At 69.8% G+C, this 15,663-nt stretch carries 19 protein-coding genes and 2 tRNA genes; 10 read left to right on the forward strand and 11 right to left on the reverse strand.

Translation table 11 applies throughout. The features are described from left to right. Positions 1–2: 2 nt before the first annotated feature. The 8 genes from IG64_RS34065 to IG64_RS34095 form a co-directional block, all read right to left on the reverse strand. Positions 3–2,138, reverse strand: a complete 2,136-nt coding sequence (locus IG64_RS34065; RefSeq protein ID WP_037863521.1) for an FtsK/SpoIIIE domain-containing protein — start codon at positions 2,136–2,138, stop codon at positions 3–5. Between the two features lie 134 nt (positions 2,139–2,272). Further along, a complete protein-coding gene (locus tag IG64_RS39675) occupies positions 2,273–2,449 on the reverse strand; it encodes a pRL2-8 (protein ID WP_078884378.1) in 177 nt (58 codons plus the stop codon). Then, complete coding sequence (locus tag IG64_RS34070; RefSeq protein ID WP_037863522.1) at positions 2,443–2,760, reverse strand: hypothetical protein; 318 nt, start codon at positions 2,758–2,760, stop codon at positions 2,443–2,445. The genes IG64_RS39675 and IG64_RS34070 overlap by 7 nt, the downstream gene beginning before the upstream one ends. A 1-nt stretch (position 2,761) precedes the next feature. Further along, on the reverse strand, positions 2,762–2,998 hold the full coding sequence (locus IG64_RS34075) for a hypothetical protein (protein WP_037863523.1): 237 nt from the start codon (positions 2,996–2,998) through the stop codon (positions 2,762–2,764). A 90-nt stretch (positions 2,999–3,088) separates the two neighbouring features. Continuing rightward, positions 3,089–3,913: a phosphoadenosine phosphosulfate reductase gene (locus IG64_RS34080; RefSeq protein ID WP_107474435.1), complete on the reverse strand. Its 825-nt coding sequence runs from the start codon at positions 3,911–3,913 to the stop codon at positions 3,089–3,091. Continuing rightward, the gene (locus IG64_RS34085; RefSeq protein ID WP_037863526.1) at positions 3,910–4,767 is read right to left on the reverse strand and encodes a hypothetical protein; all 858 of its coding nucleotides are present in this window, start codon (positions 4,765–4,767) and stop codon (positions 3,910–3,912) included. Before IG64_RS34085 ends, IG64_RS34080 begins: the two co-directional genes overlap by 4 nt. Beyond that, positions 4,764–5,192 (reverse strand): hypothetical protein, encoded by a 429-nt coding sequence (locus IG64_RS34090; protein WP_037863528.1) that lies wholly within the window; start codon positions 5,190–5,192, stop codon positions 4,764–4,766. Before IG64_RS34090 ends, IG64_RS34085 begins: the two co-directional genes overlap by 4 nt. Beyond that, positions 5,192–5,449: a DUF6284 family protein gene (locus IG64_RS34095; protein ID WP_037863530.1), complete on the reverse strand. Its 258-nt coding sequence runs from the start codon at positions 5,447–5,449 to the stop codon at positions 5,192–5,194. Before IG64_RS34095 ends, IG64_RS34090 begins: the two co-directional genes overlap by 1 nt. A 445-nt stretch (positions 5,450–5,894) precedes the next feature. Here IG64_RS34095 and IG64_RS34100 point away from each other — a divergent pair, with 445 nt between their 5' ends. Together IG64_RS34100 and IG64_RS34105 are read left to right on the forward strand one after the other, a co-directional pair. Beyond that, positions 5,895–6,689, forward strand: a complete 795-nt coding sequence (locus IG64_RS34100) for a GntR family transcriptional regulator (RefSeq protein ID WP_037863532.1) — start codon at positions 5,895–5,897, stop codon at positions 6,687–6,689. Next, positions 6,686–7,351 carry a YdcF family protein gene (locus IG64_RS34105; protein ID WP_037863535.1) on the forward strand — a complete coding sequence of 222 codons (666 nt, stop codon included), beginning with the start codon at positions 6,686–6,688 and terminating at the stop codon, positions 7,349–7,351. The genes IG64_RS34100 and IG64_RS34105 overlap by 4 nt, the downstream gene beginning before the upstream one ends. Positions 7,352–8,553: 1,202 nt before the next feature. On the opposite strand, the gene IG64_RS39680 is transcribed toward IG64_RS34105, so the two are convergent. Beyond that, positions 8,554–9,168: a hypothetical protein gene (locus tag IG64_RS39680; RefSeq protein WP_158771720.1), complete on the reverse strand. Its 615-nt coding sequence runs from the start codon at positions 9,166–9,168 to the stop codon at positions 8,554–8,556. 433 nt (positions 9,169–9,601) lie between these two features. Between IG64_RS39680 and IG64_RS34115 the strand changes: the two genes are divergently transcribed. The 3 genes from IG64_RS34115 (at position 9,602) to IG64_RS34125 (ending at position 11,612) form a co-directional block, all read left to right on the forward strand. After that, complete coding sequence (locus IG64_RS34115) at positions 9,602–10,498, forward strand: YDG/SRA domain-containing protein (protein WP_037863571.1); 897 nt, start codon at positions 9,602–9,604, stop codon at positions 10,496–10,498. A 286-nt stretch (positions 10,499–10,784) separates the two neighbouring features. After that, positions 10,785–11,297 (forward strand): hypothetical protein, encoded by a 513-nt coding sequence (locus IG64_RS34120; RefSeq protein ID WP_037863538.1) that lies wholly within the window; start codon positions 10,785–10,787, stop codon positions 11,295–11,297. Positions 11,298–11,393: 96 nt separating this feature from the next. Further along, positions 11,394–11,612, forward strand: coding sequence for a hypothetical protein (locus IG64_RS34125; protein ID WP_037863542.1), 219 nt, complete (start codon positions 11,394–11,396; stop codon positions 11,610–11,612). 40 nt (positions 11,613–11,652) lie between these two features. On the opposite strand, the gene IG64_RS34130 is transcribed toward IG64_RS34125, so the two are convergent. Further along, entirely contained in the window at positions 11,653–12,309 is a 657-nt protein-coding gene (locus tag IG64_RS34130; RefSeq protein WP_037863544.1) for an SDR family oxidoreductase, read from the reverse strand. A gap of 222 nt (positions 12,310–12,531) precedes the next feature. Then, positions 12,532–13,902 carry an amidohydrolase family protein gene (locus IG64_RS34135; protein WP_037863546.1) on the reverse strand — a complete coding sequence of 457 codons (1,371 nt, stop codon included), beginning with the start codon at positions 13,900–13,902 and terminating at the stop codon, positions 12,532–12,534. A 235-nt stretch (positions 13,903–14,137) separates the two neighbouring features. Here IG64_RS34135 and IG64_RS34140 point away from each other — a divergent pair. From IG64_RS34140 to IG64_RS34160, 5 genes are all read left to right on the forward strand, one after another. Further along, positions 14,138–14,210 (forward strand) — tRNA-Thr (locus IG64_RS34140). 46 nt (positions 14,211–14,256) lie between these two features. Further along, positions 14,257–14,329, forward strand: a tRNA-Met gene (locus IG64_RS34145). Between the two features lie 90 nt (positions 14,330–14,419). Beyond that, entirely contained in the window at positions 14,420–14,584 is a 165-nt protein-coding gene (gene rpmG / locus IG64_RS34150) for a 50S ribosomal protein L33 (protein ID WP_003948671.1), read from the forward strand. Positions 14,585–14,741: 157 nt separating this feature from the next. After that, positions 14,742–15,194, forward strand: a complete 453-nt coding sequence (locus IG64_RS34155; protein WP_037863549.1) for a MaoC family dehydratase N-terminal domain-containing protein — start codon at positions 14,742–14,744, stop codon at positions 15,192–15,194. A 7-nt stretch (positions 15,195–15,201) separates the two neighbouring features. Further along, positions 15,202–15,630, forward strand: a complete 429-nt coding sequence (locus tag IG64_RS34160) for a MaoC family dehydratase (protein ID WP_037863551.1) — start codon at positions 15,202–15,204, stop codon at positions 15,628–15,630. The last annotated feature ends 33 nt before the right edge of the window (positions 15,631–15,663 follow it).

Genomic DNA, 15,663 nt, shown 5'->3' on the forward strand with positions numbered 1-15,663 from the left:
CGCTACTCGGCGGCGGAAGCGGAACCGTCCGCGTCGCGGTTGGCGAGGGCGCGCAGGACGTGGTCGCGGTGGATGACCATGACGCCGTGGGACTTCTTCGGCTCCTCGCCGTGCTCCTCCAGCAGGCTCTTGAGCCGGTCGTTGGTCCACTGATCGCCGTAGACCTGCGGGGCCAGGGAGTGCAGCCGCTTGAGGACTTCGTTGGTCCGCAGCCGCGGCGCGTCACCGATGACGGTGGCGACGTCTGCGAGCGCGTCGCGTTCCTCGGTCTCGTCGATGACGCGCAGGGTGGTGACGCCGTCGCGCAGGGCCTTGGCCCGGGCAGCGATCTCGGCGGCGGGTTCGTCGTCGATGAAGTGCGTGCGCACGGTGATGGACGCCTGCCCGGCGGGAATCGCGATGCCGTCCGAGGCGACGACCAGAGTCCCCTTGTCGAGCCCCTGGCGCAGCAGGTGCGGGGCCGCGCCACCGTTGACGGCCTTGTCGCCCAGTGCCATCCGGGACTGGGATTCGGTGCCCACGACGAGGGAGGCGCGGGTGTGGGCGCCCTCGCGGACCAGCTTGGGGAGGTTCTGGTCGGTGGGGTCCTGTGTGCCCTGCCACATCAGCACGTCGACCGCACGCCCCTGGTTGTGGATCTTGCGGACGGCCATGAAGTACCGGGAGGTGGCCTTGGAGCCGCCGTAGGGCCGCTTGTCGTCCCCGACGACCGGGCACATGAACGCCAACTGTGCCTCGTCCACCAGGACGATGAGCGGCGGGAACACGGCGGCCGGGTTCTGGCGTCGTTCCTCGATCCGCCGGTTCATCTCCTCGACCGCGTCCTCGACCATCTCGGTCGCCTGGATGACGTGGTCATCGGAGGGGCCCTCGATCAGCACTTGGGCGATGCCGTCGAACATGGCCCAGTCCCCGATGCCCTTCAGGTCCGCGATCCAGAACTGCACGGAGCGGTCCAGAGCCAGCCACAGGGCCAGGGCGCGCAGGGCGGCGGTCTTGCCCTGGTTGGACAGGCCCGTGACCAGCAGGTGCCGCTGATACAGGCTCAGAGCGGCAGCGTCGCCGCGCAGGTCCTGCCCCCAGGGGGCGCGGCCGGTCTTGTAGTTCGCGGTCAGCGTTTCGTCGGTGACCAGCGGGGACGGCCCGATCGGCTCGTCCAGCGCCCCACTGTCCGCGATCCACAGCCGGACCGTGCGGGCGGCTTCCGGGATCGTGATGAACACCTCGTGCTCGTGCCGGGTCAGGTTCTCCGCGAGCTTGCGCCGCCGTCCCTGCACCTCGTTCGTCGCCACACCCGAGGGAAGCGTCACGTCGACTTCCACGCCGCATCCGGCGATGCGGATGGGTCCGAGCATGGCCGCGCCGGCGTCGCCCATCTCCTTGATGGCGTTGCGCAGGGCCGGGACGCCGAGGTCGCGCAGGGCCTTGACCACGATGGACGGCGTGATCGGCTCCCCCTCCCCGGACCGGACGTTGGCGGGCAGGGCCCACTGGGGTGCGGCCTGCTGCTTGCTGCCGACGGCCCACAGGGCGAGCAGGGCCAGGAACGGGCCGACCGAGATAAGCGGCCCCCACACGACGCGGACGATCGTGATCATCAGGTTGATGAACTCGATGACCGCCATGAGCGGGGTGATGGCGTCGGCCGGGTGCTTGGTGGCCACCGCCATGGCGATGCCGAGCAGGACCAGGCCCCCGATACCGGCGCCGGTGCCGACGGCGGCGCCCTTGGCCGCGGCGAGCGGGGAGTGCAGCAGGTCCATGCGGCGGCGGTGGCGGGCCTCGCGGTAGCGCTGCCCGCGCTCCTCCCACTCGGCCGCTGCCTCGTAGTTCCCGGCGGCTTCCGCCGCACGCAGCATGCGTTCATAGCGGGCAGCCGTGCGGCCGTCCCACGTCCGGCGTGCGACGATCCGGGCCCCGCCGGCGACGTAGAGGGAGTGCCGGGCCACCAGGCGGGCGGCGGTGCGGGTGTTCTCGTGCTTGAGGGCCGTGCGGACAGCGCGCCCGGAGCGCAGCCACAACGGCACGGGCGGCGCGGCCGGCGGGGCGGGCTGGTCGGGGACGAGGGTCAGGTCGGGGCGAGGGGATTCCTCGGGCGGGTCGGGGTTCTTGTGCAGGTGAACGACGGTGCCGCTCATGACGGACGCACTCCTGACTGCCCCCGGGCAGGGGGCGGAAGATGAGGGCCCGGGGCGCCAGCGGCGGCCCCGGGCGGTCGAGACGTGCAGCCGCGCAGGTCACGCGGCACGGCCGGCGGCGCGGTGGGATGTGGTCACCACCAGCCAGACCGCTTGCCGGGGACGAGGTCGGGGTGGCCGTTGCGCATGTGGTCCACGCACTCGGGGCAGTCCTCGCGCGGCTTGAGCTTGCGGTGAATGCTCCGGTCGTGGGCGTGCTGCCAGCACTGCGGGCACTCACCCGGCGGCGTCTGCTGCGGCACGGCTACCACCAGCCGGAGGACTTCTTGGCGGACTTGGCGGCGGCGGCCTCGTTCACGATCCGCTGCCGCTCCGTCTGCAGCGCGGTGATCTCCGCGATGAGCCGGGTCTCGGCGCAGGTCCAGGCCGTCTCCAGGCGGCGGTCGGCGCGGTCGGTGCTACGGCCCCGCAGCACCGAGACCGAGCCGCCGGCCATGGCGGCCAGGATGGCGCGGCGCTCGCGGCCATCCAGCGGCCACAACTCCTTCTGCCGCACCGCTTCCAGCTTGCGGGTCGTCTCCCGGATCGCACGGTCCAGGCGGCGGGTGTCGGGCTTGCCCATGTCAGACGCTCCTCTGGCTCTGGCGGAAGTCGGCGGCGGCCTGTCGGGCGGTGTCCCTGATGCCGGCCACCAGCTCCTCAAGCCGGTCGAGGCGGACATAGATCAACCGGCTCCGTGCGCCGGCGGTGATCCGCACGGCTACGGCGGGCTCGGCACGGTCGGTACCGGCGTGCAGGATGACCGCCTCGGCGGTCAGCCTCGCGGAGTCGCCTCCAGGGTTGATGAAGCGGTAAGCCATCGGTGTCCTCTCAGGTCAGGTGGTGTCGTGGCAGGGCACGCAGGTTCCGAACAAGGTGGGGATGAGTAGCCCACATCAGGGCGGGGCCCACTAGGTCATGCACCAGCCGGAGTCGCAGCCGGAGTCCCATTCGTCGAACGGGAGGGTGTCGACGCCGTCCGGGATCGCGGCCCGCAGGGGCCGGTTGAACCGGGTCAGCCAGACGTGGTCCTTGCCGAGTTCGTCACGGCGCCGGTTGAGGAGTTCTTCGAGCTGGCACGCCTTCTCGAACAGCTCCGGCTCACTGCGGCGCATGTCGTGCCACGTCTCGGGCCGGTGGAACGGGCAGAACCAGCACGACGACTTCGGTGGCACCGGCAGGCCCGCGGCGCGGATGATGCGGGCGCAGTCGATGCGCCGGATTCCGCGTTCCAGCAGCGGATACTCGATGCGCTCGTGGGGCTCGCAGCGCCGGTTGTTCGCGCGCTGGATTTCGTCCAGGCTGATGCCGATGCCGACGGTGGCCGGTGCGTCCTTGGTGGCGCCGCGGCGTTTGAGTTCGTCGGCGATGACCTTGATTTTGAACTGGGCCGTGCAGGAGCGGGTCCCGGGGGCCCCGTTCGACATGCGCACGGGGATCTTCAGCGACCGTGATCCCTCCCGGGTCAGGTCCTGGTACAGGGTGCGGACCTCCCCGGACCGCTTCATCACGCGGTCCAGGACGACCAGCTCAATGCCGTGCTCTTGGGCGTAGGGGATGGCGTACTGGCGCAGGTAGGCGAGAGTGCCGGGGTGCTCGGAGTCGTCCCCAACGTTGGCCATTAGGAACGTGCGGTAGTCCAGCTGGCCCTGGGCCGCGAGAACCAGGGCGGCCGTGGACTGCCAGCCGCCGCCGAAGCTGAACGACTTCACCGCAGATGTGACAGCAGTGCTCATGCCGCCACCCGCTTCCAGGCGGCGCGGAGGCGGACTTCGGATGCGGAGTGGCCGGCGGCGCGGAAGCGGGTGGCCATCTCGCGGTAGGACAGGGCGGGTGTCTGGCTGTGGCGGATCTGGTCGACCAGCGCGTCCAGCTCGTTATCGGTGAGCGCGGGCGCGCTCTCCAGCGCCGGAACGGGCTCGGTGGGCCCCCACACCGGGAGTTCCCAGCGGGCCGTGACGCCGGGCGTGACGGGGGTCGTCACGCTGGTCAGGGCCCTGCCGGTCCCCTCGCCCTTGCGGGCCGTCTCCAGCGTCGACCACGCCTTGGACAGCCGTTCGGCGGTCTGTGCCTGGACGTGTGCGACGCGTGCGCCGGCTGCCGTCACGGCCGTCAGCCGCGTCTCCTCGGTGGTGGCTTCGGCCCGCAGCCGGGCGCGGGCCACGGCCGCTTCGTCCCGGGCTTCCTGCCCGATGCCGCGGATCGCGTCCAGCGCGGCCGGGGTCAGCGCGGTCCGCTCCCACAGCCCGTGCACCAACCACAAGGCTTTCGCGGCCACCGGCAGCCACGCCACGGCCAGCCACGCGGCGGCAGATCCTTCGGTGGTCAGCGCGTGAGCGACCAGCACGCCGGCGGCGAGGAGCCCGAAGCACCAGCCGACCGCGGTCACCGCACGGTTGTGGTCGCCCTGCGCGGCGAGCCGGCGTTCGTAGGCGAGGGTGGCCAGCCACCCCCCGTCGATCCCGAGCCCGACCACCAGCGCGACGGGCCACGGCACGGCCCCACCGAGCCACATCACGACCACGGCCAACGTGAGGACCATCGAGACGGCCGTCATCGCGACGGCGGGAAGTACGGTCTTCGCCCTCACGACTGCGCCTCCCGCCAGGGGTAGGGGCGGGTGTGCTGGGCGGCGCGGAAGAGCCGCACGGCCAGTCCGGCGGGGGCGTCCGGCTTGGGAACCGGCCGGGCCCCGGCGACCGACGCGAGCAGGCTGACGGCGTGGTGCTCGCAGCCGTCCGCGCCGGCGTTCGTGCTGTCCAGCACGGTCACGACGACCGGTCCGCTGCACGGCGTGGGGTCCTCCGGGTGGGCGGCCGGGCACCGGGAGGCAACCGGCTCGGCCGCCTGTCCGTCGACCAGGTCGACCAGGTCCTTCAGGGAGGTCTCCAGCCGGCCGATGATGCGGGCCATGGCGGTCCCGTCCAGCAGGTTCACGGCCGCGGCGGCGGCCAGCGTCTCGCGGGCCGCGGCGATGCGGTACCGGTCGAAGGAGGTGAGGGTGAAGCGGGCCATCACGCCGCCTCCCCCGAGGTGGCGCGGTTGACCAGCGCGACCCGCGCGGCCAGCGCCCGGCGGCGGGCCCGGCGGATTCGGCGGGCGTCCAGCTCGGTCGGGGTGCGGTCCAGCGTGACGATGTGCGCGTCCAGCAGCTCGACGTCCGCCAGGATGACGGGCATCTCACGCTCGATCGCGGCCAGTTCCGCGTCCGTCGGCTCCATCCACGGAGCGAACGCGGTAACAGCGTCCTGAACAGTGACGATGTGAGTCATTGGGTCGTGATCTCCCTTGCAGGTGGCAACGGCCCGAACAGCGGCCCCGGGTCTAGCCACCCGGGGCCGCGCGCCGTTGTGAGTGAAGCCGCGCATCAGGCGCGGTATGGCCGCTGCGTAGCGGCCGAAGTGCCCCGGACCGGTCTCGAACCGGTCAGGCTGCCGTACGGGGCACGCCGGTCTTCTCCGCCTTGTTTCCGACCCCTTCGGGCAGGCGGACCACGGGTTACCGGCAGTTCCCTGTGTGAAGTTCTCAAGGTGCTTGCGCTTCCTTTGAGCTCGTTTCACGGAGCCCTCTGGGCGGCATGGGAGCAGCCCAACAGGGACACTCCGGGCTCGCTGTCCTGGGACTGCGGGCTGTTGAGTAAAACAATGGCTCACAGTCCCAGGACTGTCAACAGTCCTGGGACTGTGTTTCACTGGTCGGTGTCGAGAGGAGTGCTGCATGGCGCCCAAGTGGCGGGAGCTAGCGGACCGATTGGCCGACCAGATCAGGAACGGCGAGTACGCGCCCGGTGCCCAGTTGCCGCAGATCAGAGACCTGGTGGAAGCGGGCGAAGGCTCGAAGTCCACGGTCCATGCGGCATACAAGGCGCTGGAAGCCGAAGGGCTGGTCACGTCATCGCGTGGACACGGCACGATCGTGCGCGAGCGGACCCCGCTCAAGCGGCTCGGCATCGCGCGATACGACAAGGCCAGGTGGCGGGACGGCGATGAAGTGGCGTTCATCGCGGACCGCGTAGCGTCCGGACGCACCTACAGGCGGAACGAACAGACCCAGACCGTCAGCCGCATCCCTGCGCCGGCCGTCGTCGCCCAGGCGCATGGTCTGCCGGAAGGCGCTGAGGTCTACGCACGCGCGCGTGTGGTCAAGGAGGGTTCACAGCCGACGCACACGCTGACCAGCTACTACCGGCCCGAGCACGTAGAAGGAACGCGCATTGTCGACCCGACGCCGGGGCCCGCAGGCCGGGGCGGTGGCTTCCGTGTCCTGTACGACGCCGGATACGAGATCGACCACATGCGGGAGACACTGTTCGCGCGTATCCCCACAGCGGACGAAGTCCAGCTCCTCCAGCTCGCGCCGGGCGAATGGGTGATGGAGCTGCACCGGACGACCTACACGGCCGACGGCACCGTGGTGGAATTCGCCATCGGCGTCCACGCAGCGACGCGCTTCGCCTGGACATACGACTTCAAGGTCCCCGACTCAGCGAAAGTAGAGGGCGAAAGCACGTGATCTCAGCACAGGCATGGGCCGACGCTCAGCGGCTCTGGGACTTCCAGCAGATGGGGCACGAACTGCGCCCATGCTCTGTCGCGATCGGGCTAGGCAGTCATGACCTCGGAGTCGCGGACACAACCTCTGATCTTTACCACCGGGGCATGATGCCGCTGATCGTCTTTACCGGGGCGACCAGCCGCACCACACGCGACCGCATGCCGCGCGGCGAGGCTGAACACTACCGCGAGCGGGCGTTGGAACTGGGGGTGCCGGGCGATGCCATCCTGGTCGAACCCCAGGCCCGGAACACCGGAGAGAACATCCGTTTCTCTCGCGCATTGCTCGAAGAGCACCGGGCCGCGGTGTCATCCGTCCTGCTGGTCAGCAAGCCGTACGAGGAACGACGGGCCTACGCGACCGCTCGCAAGCTGTGGCCCGAAGTCGAGTGGGTCAGCGCGTCCACACCCATGACCCTGGCTGACTACGTCGACTCGATCGGAGACACACGCTTGGTCATCGACATGCTGGCCGGCGCGCAGCAGCGGCTCATGATCTACCCACAGCAGGGATTCATGATCGAGCAGTTCGTACCCGAGGATGTAGCCGCAGCGTTTGAGCGCCTGCGCGACGCCGGGTTCACCAGTCGACTCGTGGCAGACACCGTAGAGCGGAAGTGACGACGCCACAGAAACTCTGTGAGGCCCGCTGTGGTCGGCGTGGGGCATCGCGCACGCCGGAGCGAGAGGTACACGGACACGCGGGGTATCGATTGGCCTTTGAACCGTTTTGTTCTCGGCGCGGTACAAATTTCTCTACTTCATCAAGGCCCGCGCACGGCGCGGGCGCGCGCCGCCTCTGCGGCGCGGCCTGCCTCCTGTCTTCGCCCCGGCTGGCCGCGCCCGGCGGCGCGCTGCGTGCATGCGGGCGAAGACGGAAAAACCCTCTGTGGCTGGGGTCGGTCGGCTCCACGGCTTTAGGCAGCCAATTTGGCGCGAGCCTCGAAGATCATGGCCCAAAATCGGGCACTAACGGGCAGGCTCACAAACCTGCCCGATCCGCTGGCTAGCGTAATGGGCCATGATCACTCGCGCCAAATCAGCTCCAGCCCAAAGCCGCTCCACCGACCTCGTCACGAGACTTACGGCATCTGGGGCGGCCGAGGGGTATCTCGCCGAACAATGGCCCTCGGCGTACGCGAAAGTCGTCCAGCGTGGACAGCTCTGGAATGCAAGCGAGCATTGTCTTGCGTTTGAAATGCCCGAACTGGCGTCGCCTCGGGAGAGTCCCGACGATGATACCAAGCGACACGTGTCGGATTATTCCAACTGACACGAGCGATCTCGATAACGTCATCCGGAGATATCTCATGCCTGCGCCCAAGAGCGTCTACCACCCCAACAGAATAAACACTATCCATCATGTCGATCACCTCTTTTTGGATGCTCATCTCAATTGAGCTAAGCGGTTCCAGGGTGACTGGCAGGGGGGTAGGGGTAAGCTCAAACGTTCGAAATGCTGCGTCTTGCAGTTCTTCGCAGTAGACGGAGGAAATCTGGACCGCTCGACGTCCGTGGTTGACGACATTGAATGAGATGAGCATCTCCTCAGTCAGGACGACACCATCCCTTTCTACCTGACGCAGCGTGCCCCTAGTTGCAGACTGCCGATCTTCCGAGCTAGCCGAGTACGAGAAAGCTGCGGTAACAGTAATTCTAGGATTATCCCGAAAGTGAGTGGCCACCTGAAACACTGCTACTCCGGTGGCAACGACAGCACCATAGAGAGCGATCCAGTCGGCGGCATCCATTGCATCTACCCTTACTAACGAAAGCCGAAGCATGCGTAACTCGGCGGCACACATTTCGCACCTAATCGAAACTCAGGCTGAGGGTTGCCGCCTTTCCCGACTGCGGCGCCGCTCCAGCAACTCATGCGCGTCGTTAATAAAGAGGCCTAGAAGGTCTCCCTCTTTGACCGCCTGACCTTTATGCCCATAGTCTCGCCGAATGGCAATAAGAAGTTTCTCGAGCCCGAAGAGCGCTGCCTCTGTTTCTGATTCAGTGGAGGCGGCCGAGATTGAGCGCTTGAATCGGGACCACTCGATCAGAACGTCGTCCGAGGCCCAAGCGATGAGCTGAGGGGTAATTTCGCGGATCTCCTCTGCGAACTGGTCAGCTCCGGCAGCGGCAGCGTCGCCTCGCAGGAGCATGCGCAACAAGCTCTCGACGAGGCGACTGTAAATAGGAATCTTACTGGAGCGAATCTCCGCTTCAACTGCTGCTCGACGCTCGTAATAGCGACCAATAACTAGAGTCGCCACAGCCACGACCACCGTTGACATGGCCGCGACCGCAGCCGCCGAAACAGTGGGGTTCACTCCGTGAAATACCTGCCGCCCAATGCGGCGGGCAAAAAACGCCACGACTTCGAGGCCGCCGAGTAGAAGGGCCGCGAGCAGAGCAAACGCTCCAAGCCCCTTGATGAAGACACGCATGTGCCTCATTGTCCCCAACAAGCGCATGCGTCGGGCATGTTTGACCAATCTCGGTGTGACGATCATCCTGCCAGTCGCCCGCATGGGGAGGGTTCAGGCATCAATGGGTGACAAGCCCAACTCTCACGCACGAGCGCCCTCCCGGGCCGTCCTCGGGCCGTGGAAGGGCGCTCAATGGTGACCAACGTCGACAGGTGCCGACAGCTCAGCAGCAGGTCAGAACGTTGATCGGTTAGGCGGCCGCCGGTCACGGCCGCCGTTGATCAGTTGTGGCTGTACTGCCTCCGCCAGGTCGGCTGCGGTCATCTCTGGCGAACTGAACGGTGACCGGCAGCCGGGCAGATCAGCACGTGCCGGTGTTCATCTGGCCCACAGGGGCGGCGGCTATGCAAACCGCTGGGGAAGTGTCAGTGCTACGTGTCAGGCTGTGGCCATGATCGGTGACGTACCCAACGTTGAAGCGGGCCAGGAGTTCAGCACGCGCCGGCAGGCGCATGAGGCAGGTGCGCATAGGCCCTTGCAGGCCGGCATCTGCGGGACGAAGAAGACCGGGGCCGAGTCCATCGTCGTGTCCGGCGGCTACAAGGACGATGAGGACTACGGAGACGTCATCGTCTACACCGGCCACGGTGGCCAGGACAGCGCCGGCAACCAGGTGAGCGACCAGACCTTGGACGACTCCGGCAACGCAGCGCTCGTGACTAGCTACCTCGAAGGACTGCCTGTCCGCGTCCTGCGCGGCTACCAGGCTGGCACCCCCTACGCCCCGGCATCTGGGTATCGGTACGACGGTCTGTACCGGGTCACCAACTACGGCAGCAAGCTCGGCATCGACGGCTTCCTGATCTGGCAGTTCCGCCTTGAAGCCTATGACGACACCCCCACGCCGCAGGCGACGCAGCAGCCGGAGCTCCCGAGCGCGCCTGCTGAGTCGGAGTCCGCGGGCGTCGCGGGGAACGAGACTCCGGAGCGCATCACCTCGACCGTGCAGCGCATCGTTCGGAGCAGCGCCGTGAAGCGGCAGGTGAAGGAGTGGCACGACAACCGGTGTCAGATCTGCGACCTGCGCATCGAGGTCCCTGGCGGTAGCTACAGCGAGGGAGCTCACATCCGAGCCCTCGGGGCCCCGCACAACGGCCCGGACACCACTAGCAACGTCCTCTGCCTGTGCCCGAACTGCCACGTGATGCTCGACGCCGGCGCCATCGTGATCGAAGACGACCTCACAGTGATCCGCGGCGGTCAGCCTGCCGGCCCTCTGCGTACCGACCCCCGGCACACGATCGACCTGGAGTGCGTCCGCCACCACCGCGAACGCTGGCGCCAGTAGGCCACGACCCAGCCCGACCGCGGCGGGCCAGGTTGGGACCCGTTCCCCCAGGTGTTCCCCAGCGCCAGGGTGGTAGCGGAAAGCCGCAGGTTGCAGGGGGTGAGCTGAGCCCGCTGTAAATCTGCCGGCTCAGCCTTCCCAGGTTCGAATCCTGGCGCCGCCACACTGGGGAAAACCCCCTCCGACCAGCCTTTACGGCAGGTGGGAGGGGGTTTCTTCGTTGTCGGGCGGGTGCCCGGTGCAGCGCGGGGTGAAGATTCCGGTGGTGCGGGCGTAGCTTGCCGGCATGGGATTCTTCGACAGGCTGACGGGCACTCAGCGCCCGCCGGAGGGGGTACCGGCCGTGCCGGGGGAAGAGGTGCGGGCGGCGCTGCTCGGCCTCAACGGGCCGCAGGCCGCGTTCGTGGTCCGCTACGGCGGCGGTGAGCAGTGCGATCTGCTGGCGGAGTGGCGGTTGAGGGAGCCCGCATGGCAGCAGATCTTCGTCCGGTCTCAGATCAGCCATGCCGTGCGGATCCGCATGCGGCTGGACCACCGGGTGCACGAGGTCCGGGCTCTTGAGGAACAGTGGGAACTGAGCCGGGTCGGCTCTCCCACGAGGCTCCAGGTCACCTCGGCGTACACACGCGGGCCGAGCCGGACCGTCAGCCGCCAGTGGACCATCGGACGTGGGGCCGACGGCCGTGTGGAGGCCACGGAGACCTTCCGCTTCGACAGCGCCCGGTTGCGTGAGCCGCTGCGCGACACCGTCCTGGAGTCGGGCTGGACCTGGCGGGGAGTGGTCTTCGGCAAGCTGTGAGGTCACGGGTCCGGCGCGCATGCCGGGCGGTCGTGCGAAGCGGTGGCCGCGCCCGGCTGCCCCGGCGTTGTCGGTGCCCCGGTGCACACTGGCCCCATGTCCTCGTCCTCGCGCCGTAGAGCCTGCCCCGTGTGCCGTCGGGAGATCGCTGTCGTCGCCGGGCGGTTCGCGCGGCACGACCCGCCCGGGGCCCGCGGCACCGGTGAGCTGACCTCGTGCCCCGGCTCGCGCCGGCCCGCGCAACTCGGGGCCGTGCAGCCGTCGCTGGACGGATACGCCGTCCCCGAGTTCCCCGGACAGCTCAGCCTGTTCTGAGCGGCCGGCGGGCGCGCCGCGTCCCGCCCCGTCCGTGCGCTCAGTTCCCGGCCACCGACTTCACCGCCACCGGCACCGGGGTCGAACCGCCGACCAGTTCCAGGGTCAGGCCCGCTGTCGCCGGGGTGTCCACCAGTTCGGCCAGCACCGTGGCCACGTCGTCGCGGGACACCGACCCCCGGCCGGTGTGCGCCTCCAGCCGCACCCGGCCGGTGCCGGGTCCGTCCGTCAGTGAACCCGGGCGCAGGATCGTCCAGTCGAGGCCGTCCTGCGCGCGGACGTGGTCGTCCGCCTCGCCCTTGGCGCGCAGGTACACGTCGAAGACGTCGTCGCCCTCGTGGCGCGCGTCCGCGCCCATCGAGGACACGACCACGTGACGCCGTACCCCCGCGCGGACCGCCGCGTCGGCGAACAGCACCGCCGCCCCCTTGTCCACCGTGTCCTTGCGGGCCGCGCCGCTGCCCGGTCCCGCACCCGCCGCGAACACCGCCGCGTCCGCGCCCCGCAGCCGCTGCGCGACCTCCTCGGCCGAGGAGGTCTCCAGGTCCAGCACGACCGGTTCGGCGCCGGCCGCCCGCAGGTCGCCGGCCTGCTCGGCGCGGCGGATGATGCCCACGACCTCGTCCCCCCGCGCGGCGAGCAACCGCTCCAGCCGCAGCGCGATCTGACCATGACCCCCAGCGATGACAATGCGCATGTCTCCGACCGTACGCCCGGACGGCCGTATCCGCCCCACGGCTTCGGCACGCCCCGGCGGCGCACCAGCGATCACCCGCCCCGGCCCCGCGCCCGGGGGAACCCTCCCGGACACGTGCCCCGGACGGCCCGGCAACGCGCCCCCGGGATGCGTCCCAGACGCCCCACGCCCTCCCCGCAGGCACCCCGCCGCCCCGCCCGGCCCGGACGGCGTCCCGCGCCCCTACGACAACTCTCCCCGCCCCTGCCGCGGCAGCCCCAGTTCCACGGACGCCGCCGAGTCGCAGAACTCCCGTACCGCGCTGGTACGCGCCACCACGCGCCCCCGGTGCACCACGATGCGGCTGTACGCGAGCGACAGCGCCCCCGCGAGCCGGTCACCGCGCACCGCGAGCAGTTCGGCCGGGAACCCGGCCTCCACCCGGACCTCGGGCAGACCGAGCACCGCCCGGGCGGAGGCGCTCACCATCTCGTAGGCGTCCTCGGGACGCAGTCCGTACCGGGAGACCAGCAGGTAGGCCGCCTCCAGCGGGTCACCGCGGCCGACCGGGTTGGACACGTCCCGCAGGGCGCCGCTGCCCGCGGCCACCCGCACCCCGGCCGCCCGCAGCAGCCGTACCGGAGCCGTCCCCGGGCCCTCCGCGCCCGCGCACCCGCCCTGCGGCAGGCACACCACCGTCACGCCCGCCGCGGCCAGCTGGTCCGCGGTCCGGGCCGCCGCCTCGGCGGGCAGCCGGGCCAGGCCGCCGCAGGGGCTCAGCGTCACACCGGGACGCAGTCCGCCCGCCATCACCGCGATCCGGGCGAGGCGGGCCGGGTCGGTGCCGTCGGTGTGCAGGTCGACCGGGCAGCCGTGCTCGGAGGCCACCTCGAGGACGGCCTCCACGTACCCGGTGGGGTCGGGGTCGACGTCGGGGCAGCCGCCGACGACACAGGCGCCCATCTTGACCGCGTCGCGCAGTACCGCCAGGCCGTCCGCGCCGGCCGCACCGGTCAGCACCCGCGGCACCGCCACCGTCGTCAGCTCGGCCAGCCCGCGCAGCGCACGGCGCGCCCGCAGCACCGCCGTCAGGGCGCCCAGCCCCTGGACGTCACCCACGCGCACGTGCGCGCGCAGCGCGGTGGCGCCGTGTCCGAGCTGGAGCAGCGCCGCCTCGGTGGCCCGGCGCTGGACGTCCTCCGGGTCGTAGGAGAGGGGCCCGTCGGTGTCGGCGGTCAGGGCGGTGTCGGCGTGTGCGTGGGGCTCGGCCGGGGCCGGCAGGAGCAGGTAGCCGCTGAGGTCCACGCGGGCCCCGCCGTCCCGCGCCGCGCCCTCGCGCGCCCGGTCCCCGCGCGGCTCGACCGCGCCGCGCCCGCCGCCCCGGCCGGGTCCGCCCTCCCGCTCCGCCGCACCGGGCCGGGCGGCGGGGCCGCCGGCCGTGCCCAGGCTGCCGGCCGTGCCCACCGCCTCGATGCGGCCGCCGGACAGCCGTACGTCCACGGTCCGGCCGTCGGTGAGCCGTGCTCCGCACAGCAGCAGAGTGTCCGGGTCCGGCCGGCCGGAGGGTCCCGGGGAGGACGACGAGTGGGGCGGCTGCGGCTGACCGGGGGGCATCGCACTCCAGGTACGACAGGTGAACACGGGACAGGGGGCGCGCGGTGCGCACACCGGGGCACGCAAGATCACGCAGAGTGCGTCGAGCCTAGGGTGACCGCCCGCCGGGAAGCGGGAGGAGCGCAATAGTCGTACCGGTGTGGCCGCCTGGCCGGGGGGTGCCGGACACGGGCGGCGGGGCCCGCGGAACGGATTTGGGCGAACGGCTGCGGACCGTGTAATGTCTTCATCGCTCGCCCCAATAGCTCAGTCGGCAGAGCGTCTCCATGGTAAGGAGAAGGTCTACGGTTCGATTCCGTATTGGGGCTCTGGTGTGAGAGGTTCCCGCCGCGAGGCGGGGTCCGATCTCATCAAAGCGGTGTAGCTCAGTCGGTAGAGCAAGCGGCTCATAATCGCTGTGTCACCGGTTCAAGTCCGGTCACCGCTACTGACAGTAGCCGATTGCGGGGTCGGTCCTTCGATCGGCTACTCTTTCTTGCGTTGAATTAGTCCATCCGTTCGTCTTAGGAGCACTCACGTGGCTGCCACCGACGTCCGCCCGAAGATCACGCTGGCCTGCGTGGAGTGCAAGGAGCGGAACTACATCACCAAGAAGAACCGGCGTAACAACCCGGATCGTCTTGAGATGAAGAAGCACTGCCCGCGTTGCAACGCGCACACCGCGCACCGCGAAACGCGATAAATCAGGCTCATACGTGAGGCCGCCCCCGCACCATGGGGGCGGCCTCACGTTGTTTCACCAGCTCCGCCGCTTCTCCGGCTCCGGTGGATTCCGGCTCCCCGTCGTCTCCCCGGATCCCTCCGCACGACCGCAGCTGACACCAGGAGGTACCGAGCCCATGGCGCTCGACCAGTCCTTCGTGGGCCGTTCCTATCCGCCCACCGCCCCCTACGAGGTGGGCCGGGAGAAGATCCGCGAGTTCGCCCAGGCGGTGGGTGACGCCAACCCGGCGTACACGGACCCCGAGGCCGCCCGGGCGCTCGGCCACCCCGACGTGATCGCACCGCCGACCTTCGTGTTCCTGATCACGTACCGGGCCGCCGGCGAGGTCGTCCAGGACCCGCGGCTCGGTCTCGACTACAGCCGCGTGGTGCACGGCGACCAGAAGTTCGCCTACCAGCGGCCCGTGCGCGCCGGTGACCGCCTGACCGTGACCTCGACCATCGAGGCGGTCAAGACCATGGCCGGCAGCGACATCCTGGACATCCGCGGCGAGGTGCACGACGCGGCGGGCGAGCACGTCGTGACCGCCTGGATGAAGCTGGTGGCCCGTGCGGCCGAGGAGGCGTGAGGAACCGATGACGGCGAAGATCTCCTACGACGACGTCGAGGTCGGCACCGAACTGCCGGGCCGCGCCTTCCCTGTGACCCGTACCACTCTCGTCCAGTACGCGGGTGCCTCCGGGGACTTCAACCCGATCCACTGGAACGAGAAGTTCGCCAAGGAGGTCGGGCTGCCGGACGTGATCGCGCACGGCATGTTCACCATGGCCGAGGCGATCCGCGTCGTCACCGACTGGACCGGGGATCCCGGGGCGGTCGTGGAGTACGGCGTCCGCTTCACCAAGCCCGTCGTCGTCCCGAACGACGACAAGGGGGCGCTCGTCGAGGTCGCCGGCAAGGTCGGCGCCAAGCTCGACGACCGCACCGTGCGGGTCGACCTGATCGCGACGTGCGGCGGCCAGAAGGTCCTCGGCAGGTCCCAGGCGGTCGTCCGATTGGCCTGACGCCGCCCGCCGCCCGCCGCCCGCCGCCCGCCG

Origin of the sequence: Streptomyces sp. NRRL S-340 (assembly GCF_000720185.1) — a bacterium.
Classification (GTDB): domain Bacteria; phylum Actinomycetota; class Actinomycetes; order Streptomycetales; family Streptomycetaceae; genus Streptomyces.

Excerpts from the sequence above, each read along its gene's own strand:
- IG64_RS34065 (WP_037863521.1), bottom strand. The coding sequence starts at position 2,138 with ATGAGCGGCACCGTCGTTCACCTGCACAAGAACCCCGACCCGCCCGAG.
- IG64_RS34090 (WP_037863528.1), bottom strand. The coding sequence starts at position 5,192 with ATGGCCCGCTTCACCCTCACCTCCTTCGACCGGTACCGCATCGCCGCG.
- IG64_RS34075 (WP_037863523.1), bottom strand. The coding sequence starts at position 2,998 with ATGGCTTACCGCTTCATCAACCCTGGAGGCGACTCCGCGAGGCTGACC.
- IG64_RS34080 (WP_107474435.1), bottom strand. The coding sequence starts at position 3,913 with ATGAGCACTGCTGTCACATCTGCGGTGAAGTCGTTCAGCTTCGGCGGC.
- IG64_RS34095 (WP_037863530.1), bottom strand. The coding sequence starts at position 5,449 with ATGACTCACATCGTCACTGTTCAGGACGCTGTTACCGCGTTCGCTCCG.
- IG64_RS34070 (WP_037863522.1), bottom strand. The coding sequence starts at position 2,760 with ATGGGCAAGCCCGACACCCGCCGCCTGGACCGTGCGATCCGGGAGACG.
- IG64_RS34120 (WP_037863538.1), top strand. The coding sequence starts at position 10,785 with ATGGGATTCTTCGACAGGCTGACGGGCACTCAGCGCCCGCCGGAGGGG.
- IG64_RS34100 (WP_037863532.1), top strand. The coding sequence starts at position 5,895 with ATGGCGCCCAAGTGGCGGGAGCTAGCGGACCGATTGGCCGACCAGATC.
- IG64_RS34135 (WP_037863546.1), bottom strand. The coding sequence starts at position 13,902 with ATGCCCCCCGGTCAGCCGCAGCCGCCCCACTCGTCGTCCTCCCCGGGA.
- IG64_RS34160 (WP_037863551.1), top strand. The coding sequence starts at position 15,202 with ATGACGGCGAAGATCTCCTACGACGACGTCGAGGTCGGCACCGAACTG.
- IG64_RS34125 (WP_037863542.1), top strand. The coding sequence starts at position 11,394 with ATGTCCTCGTCCTCGCGCCGTAGAGCCTGCCCCGTGTGCCGTCGGGAG.
- IG64_RS34130 (WP_037863544.1), bottom strand. The coding sequence starts at position 12,309 with ATGCGCATTGTCATCGCTGGGGGTCATGGTCAGATCGCGCTGCGGCTG.
- IG64_RS39680 (WP_158771720.1), bottom strand. The coding sequence starts at position 9,168 with ATGCGTGTCTTCATCAAGGGGCTTGGAGCGTTTGCTCTGCTCGCGGCC.
- IG64_RS34115 (WP_037863571.1), top strand. The coding sequence starts at position 9,602 with ATGATCGGTGACGTACCCAACGTTGAAGCGGGCCAGGAGTTCAGCACG.
- IG64_RS34155 (WP_037863549.1), top strand. The coding sequence starts at position 14,742 with ATGGCGCTCGACCAGTCCTTCGTGGGCCGTTCCTATCCGCCCACCGCC.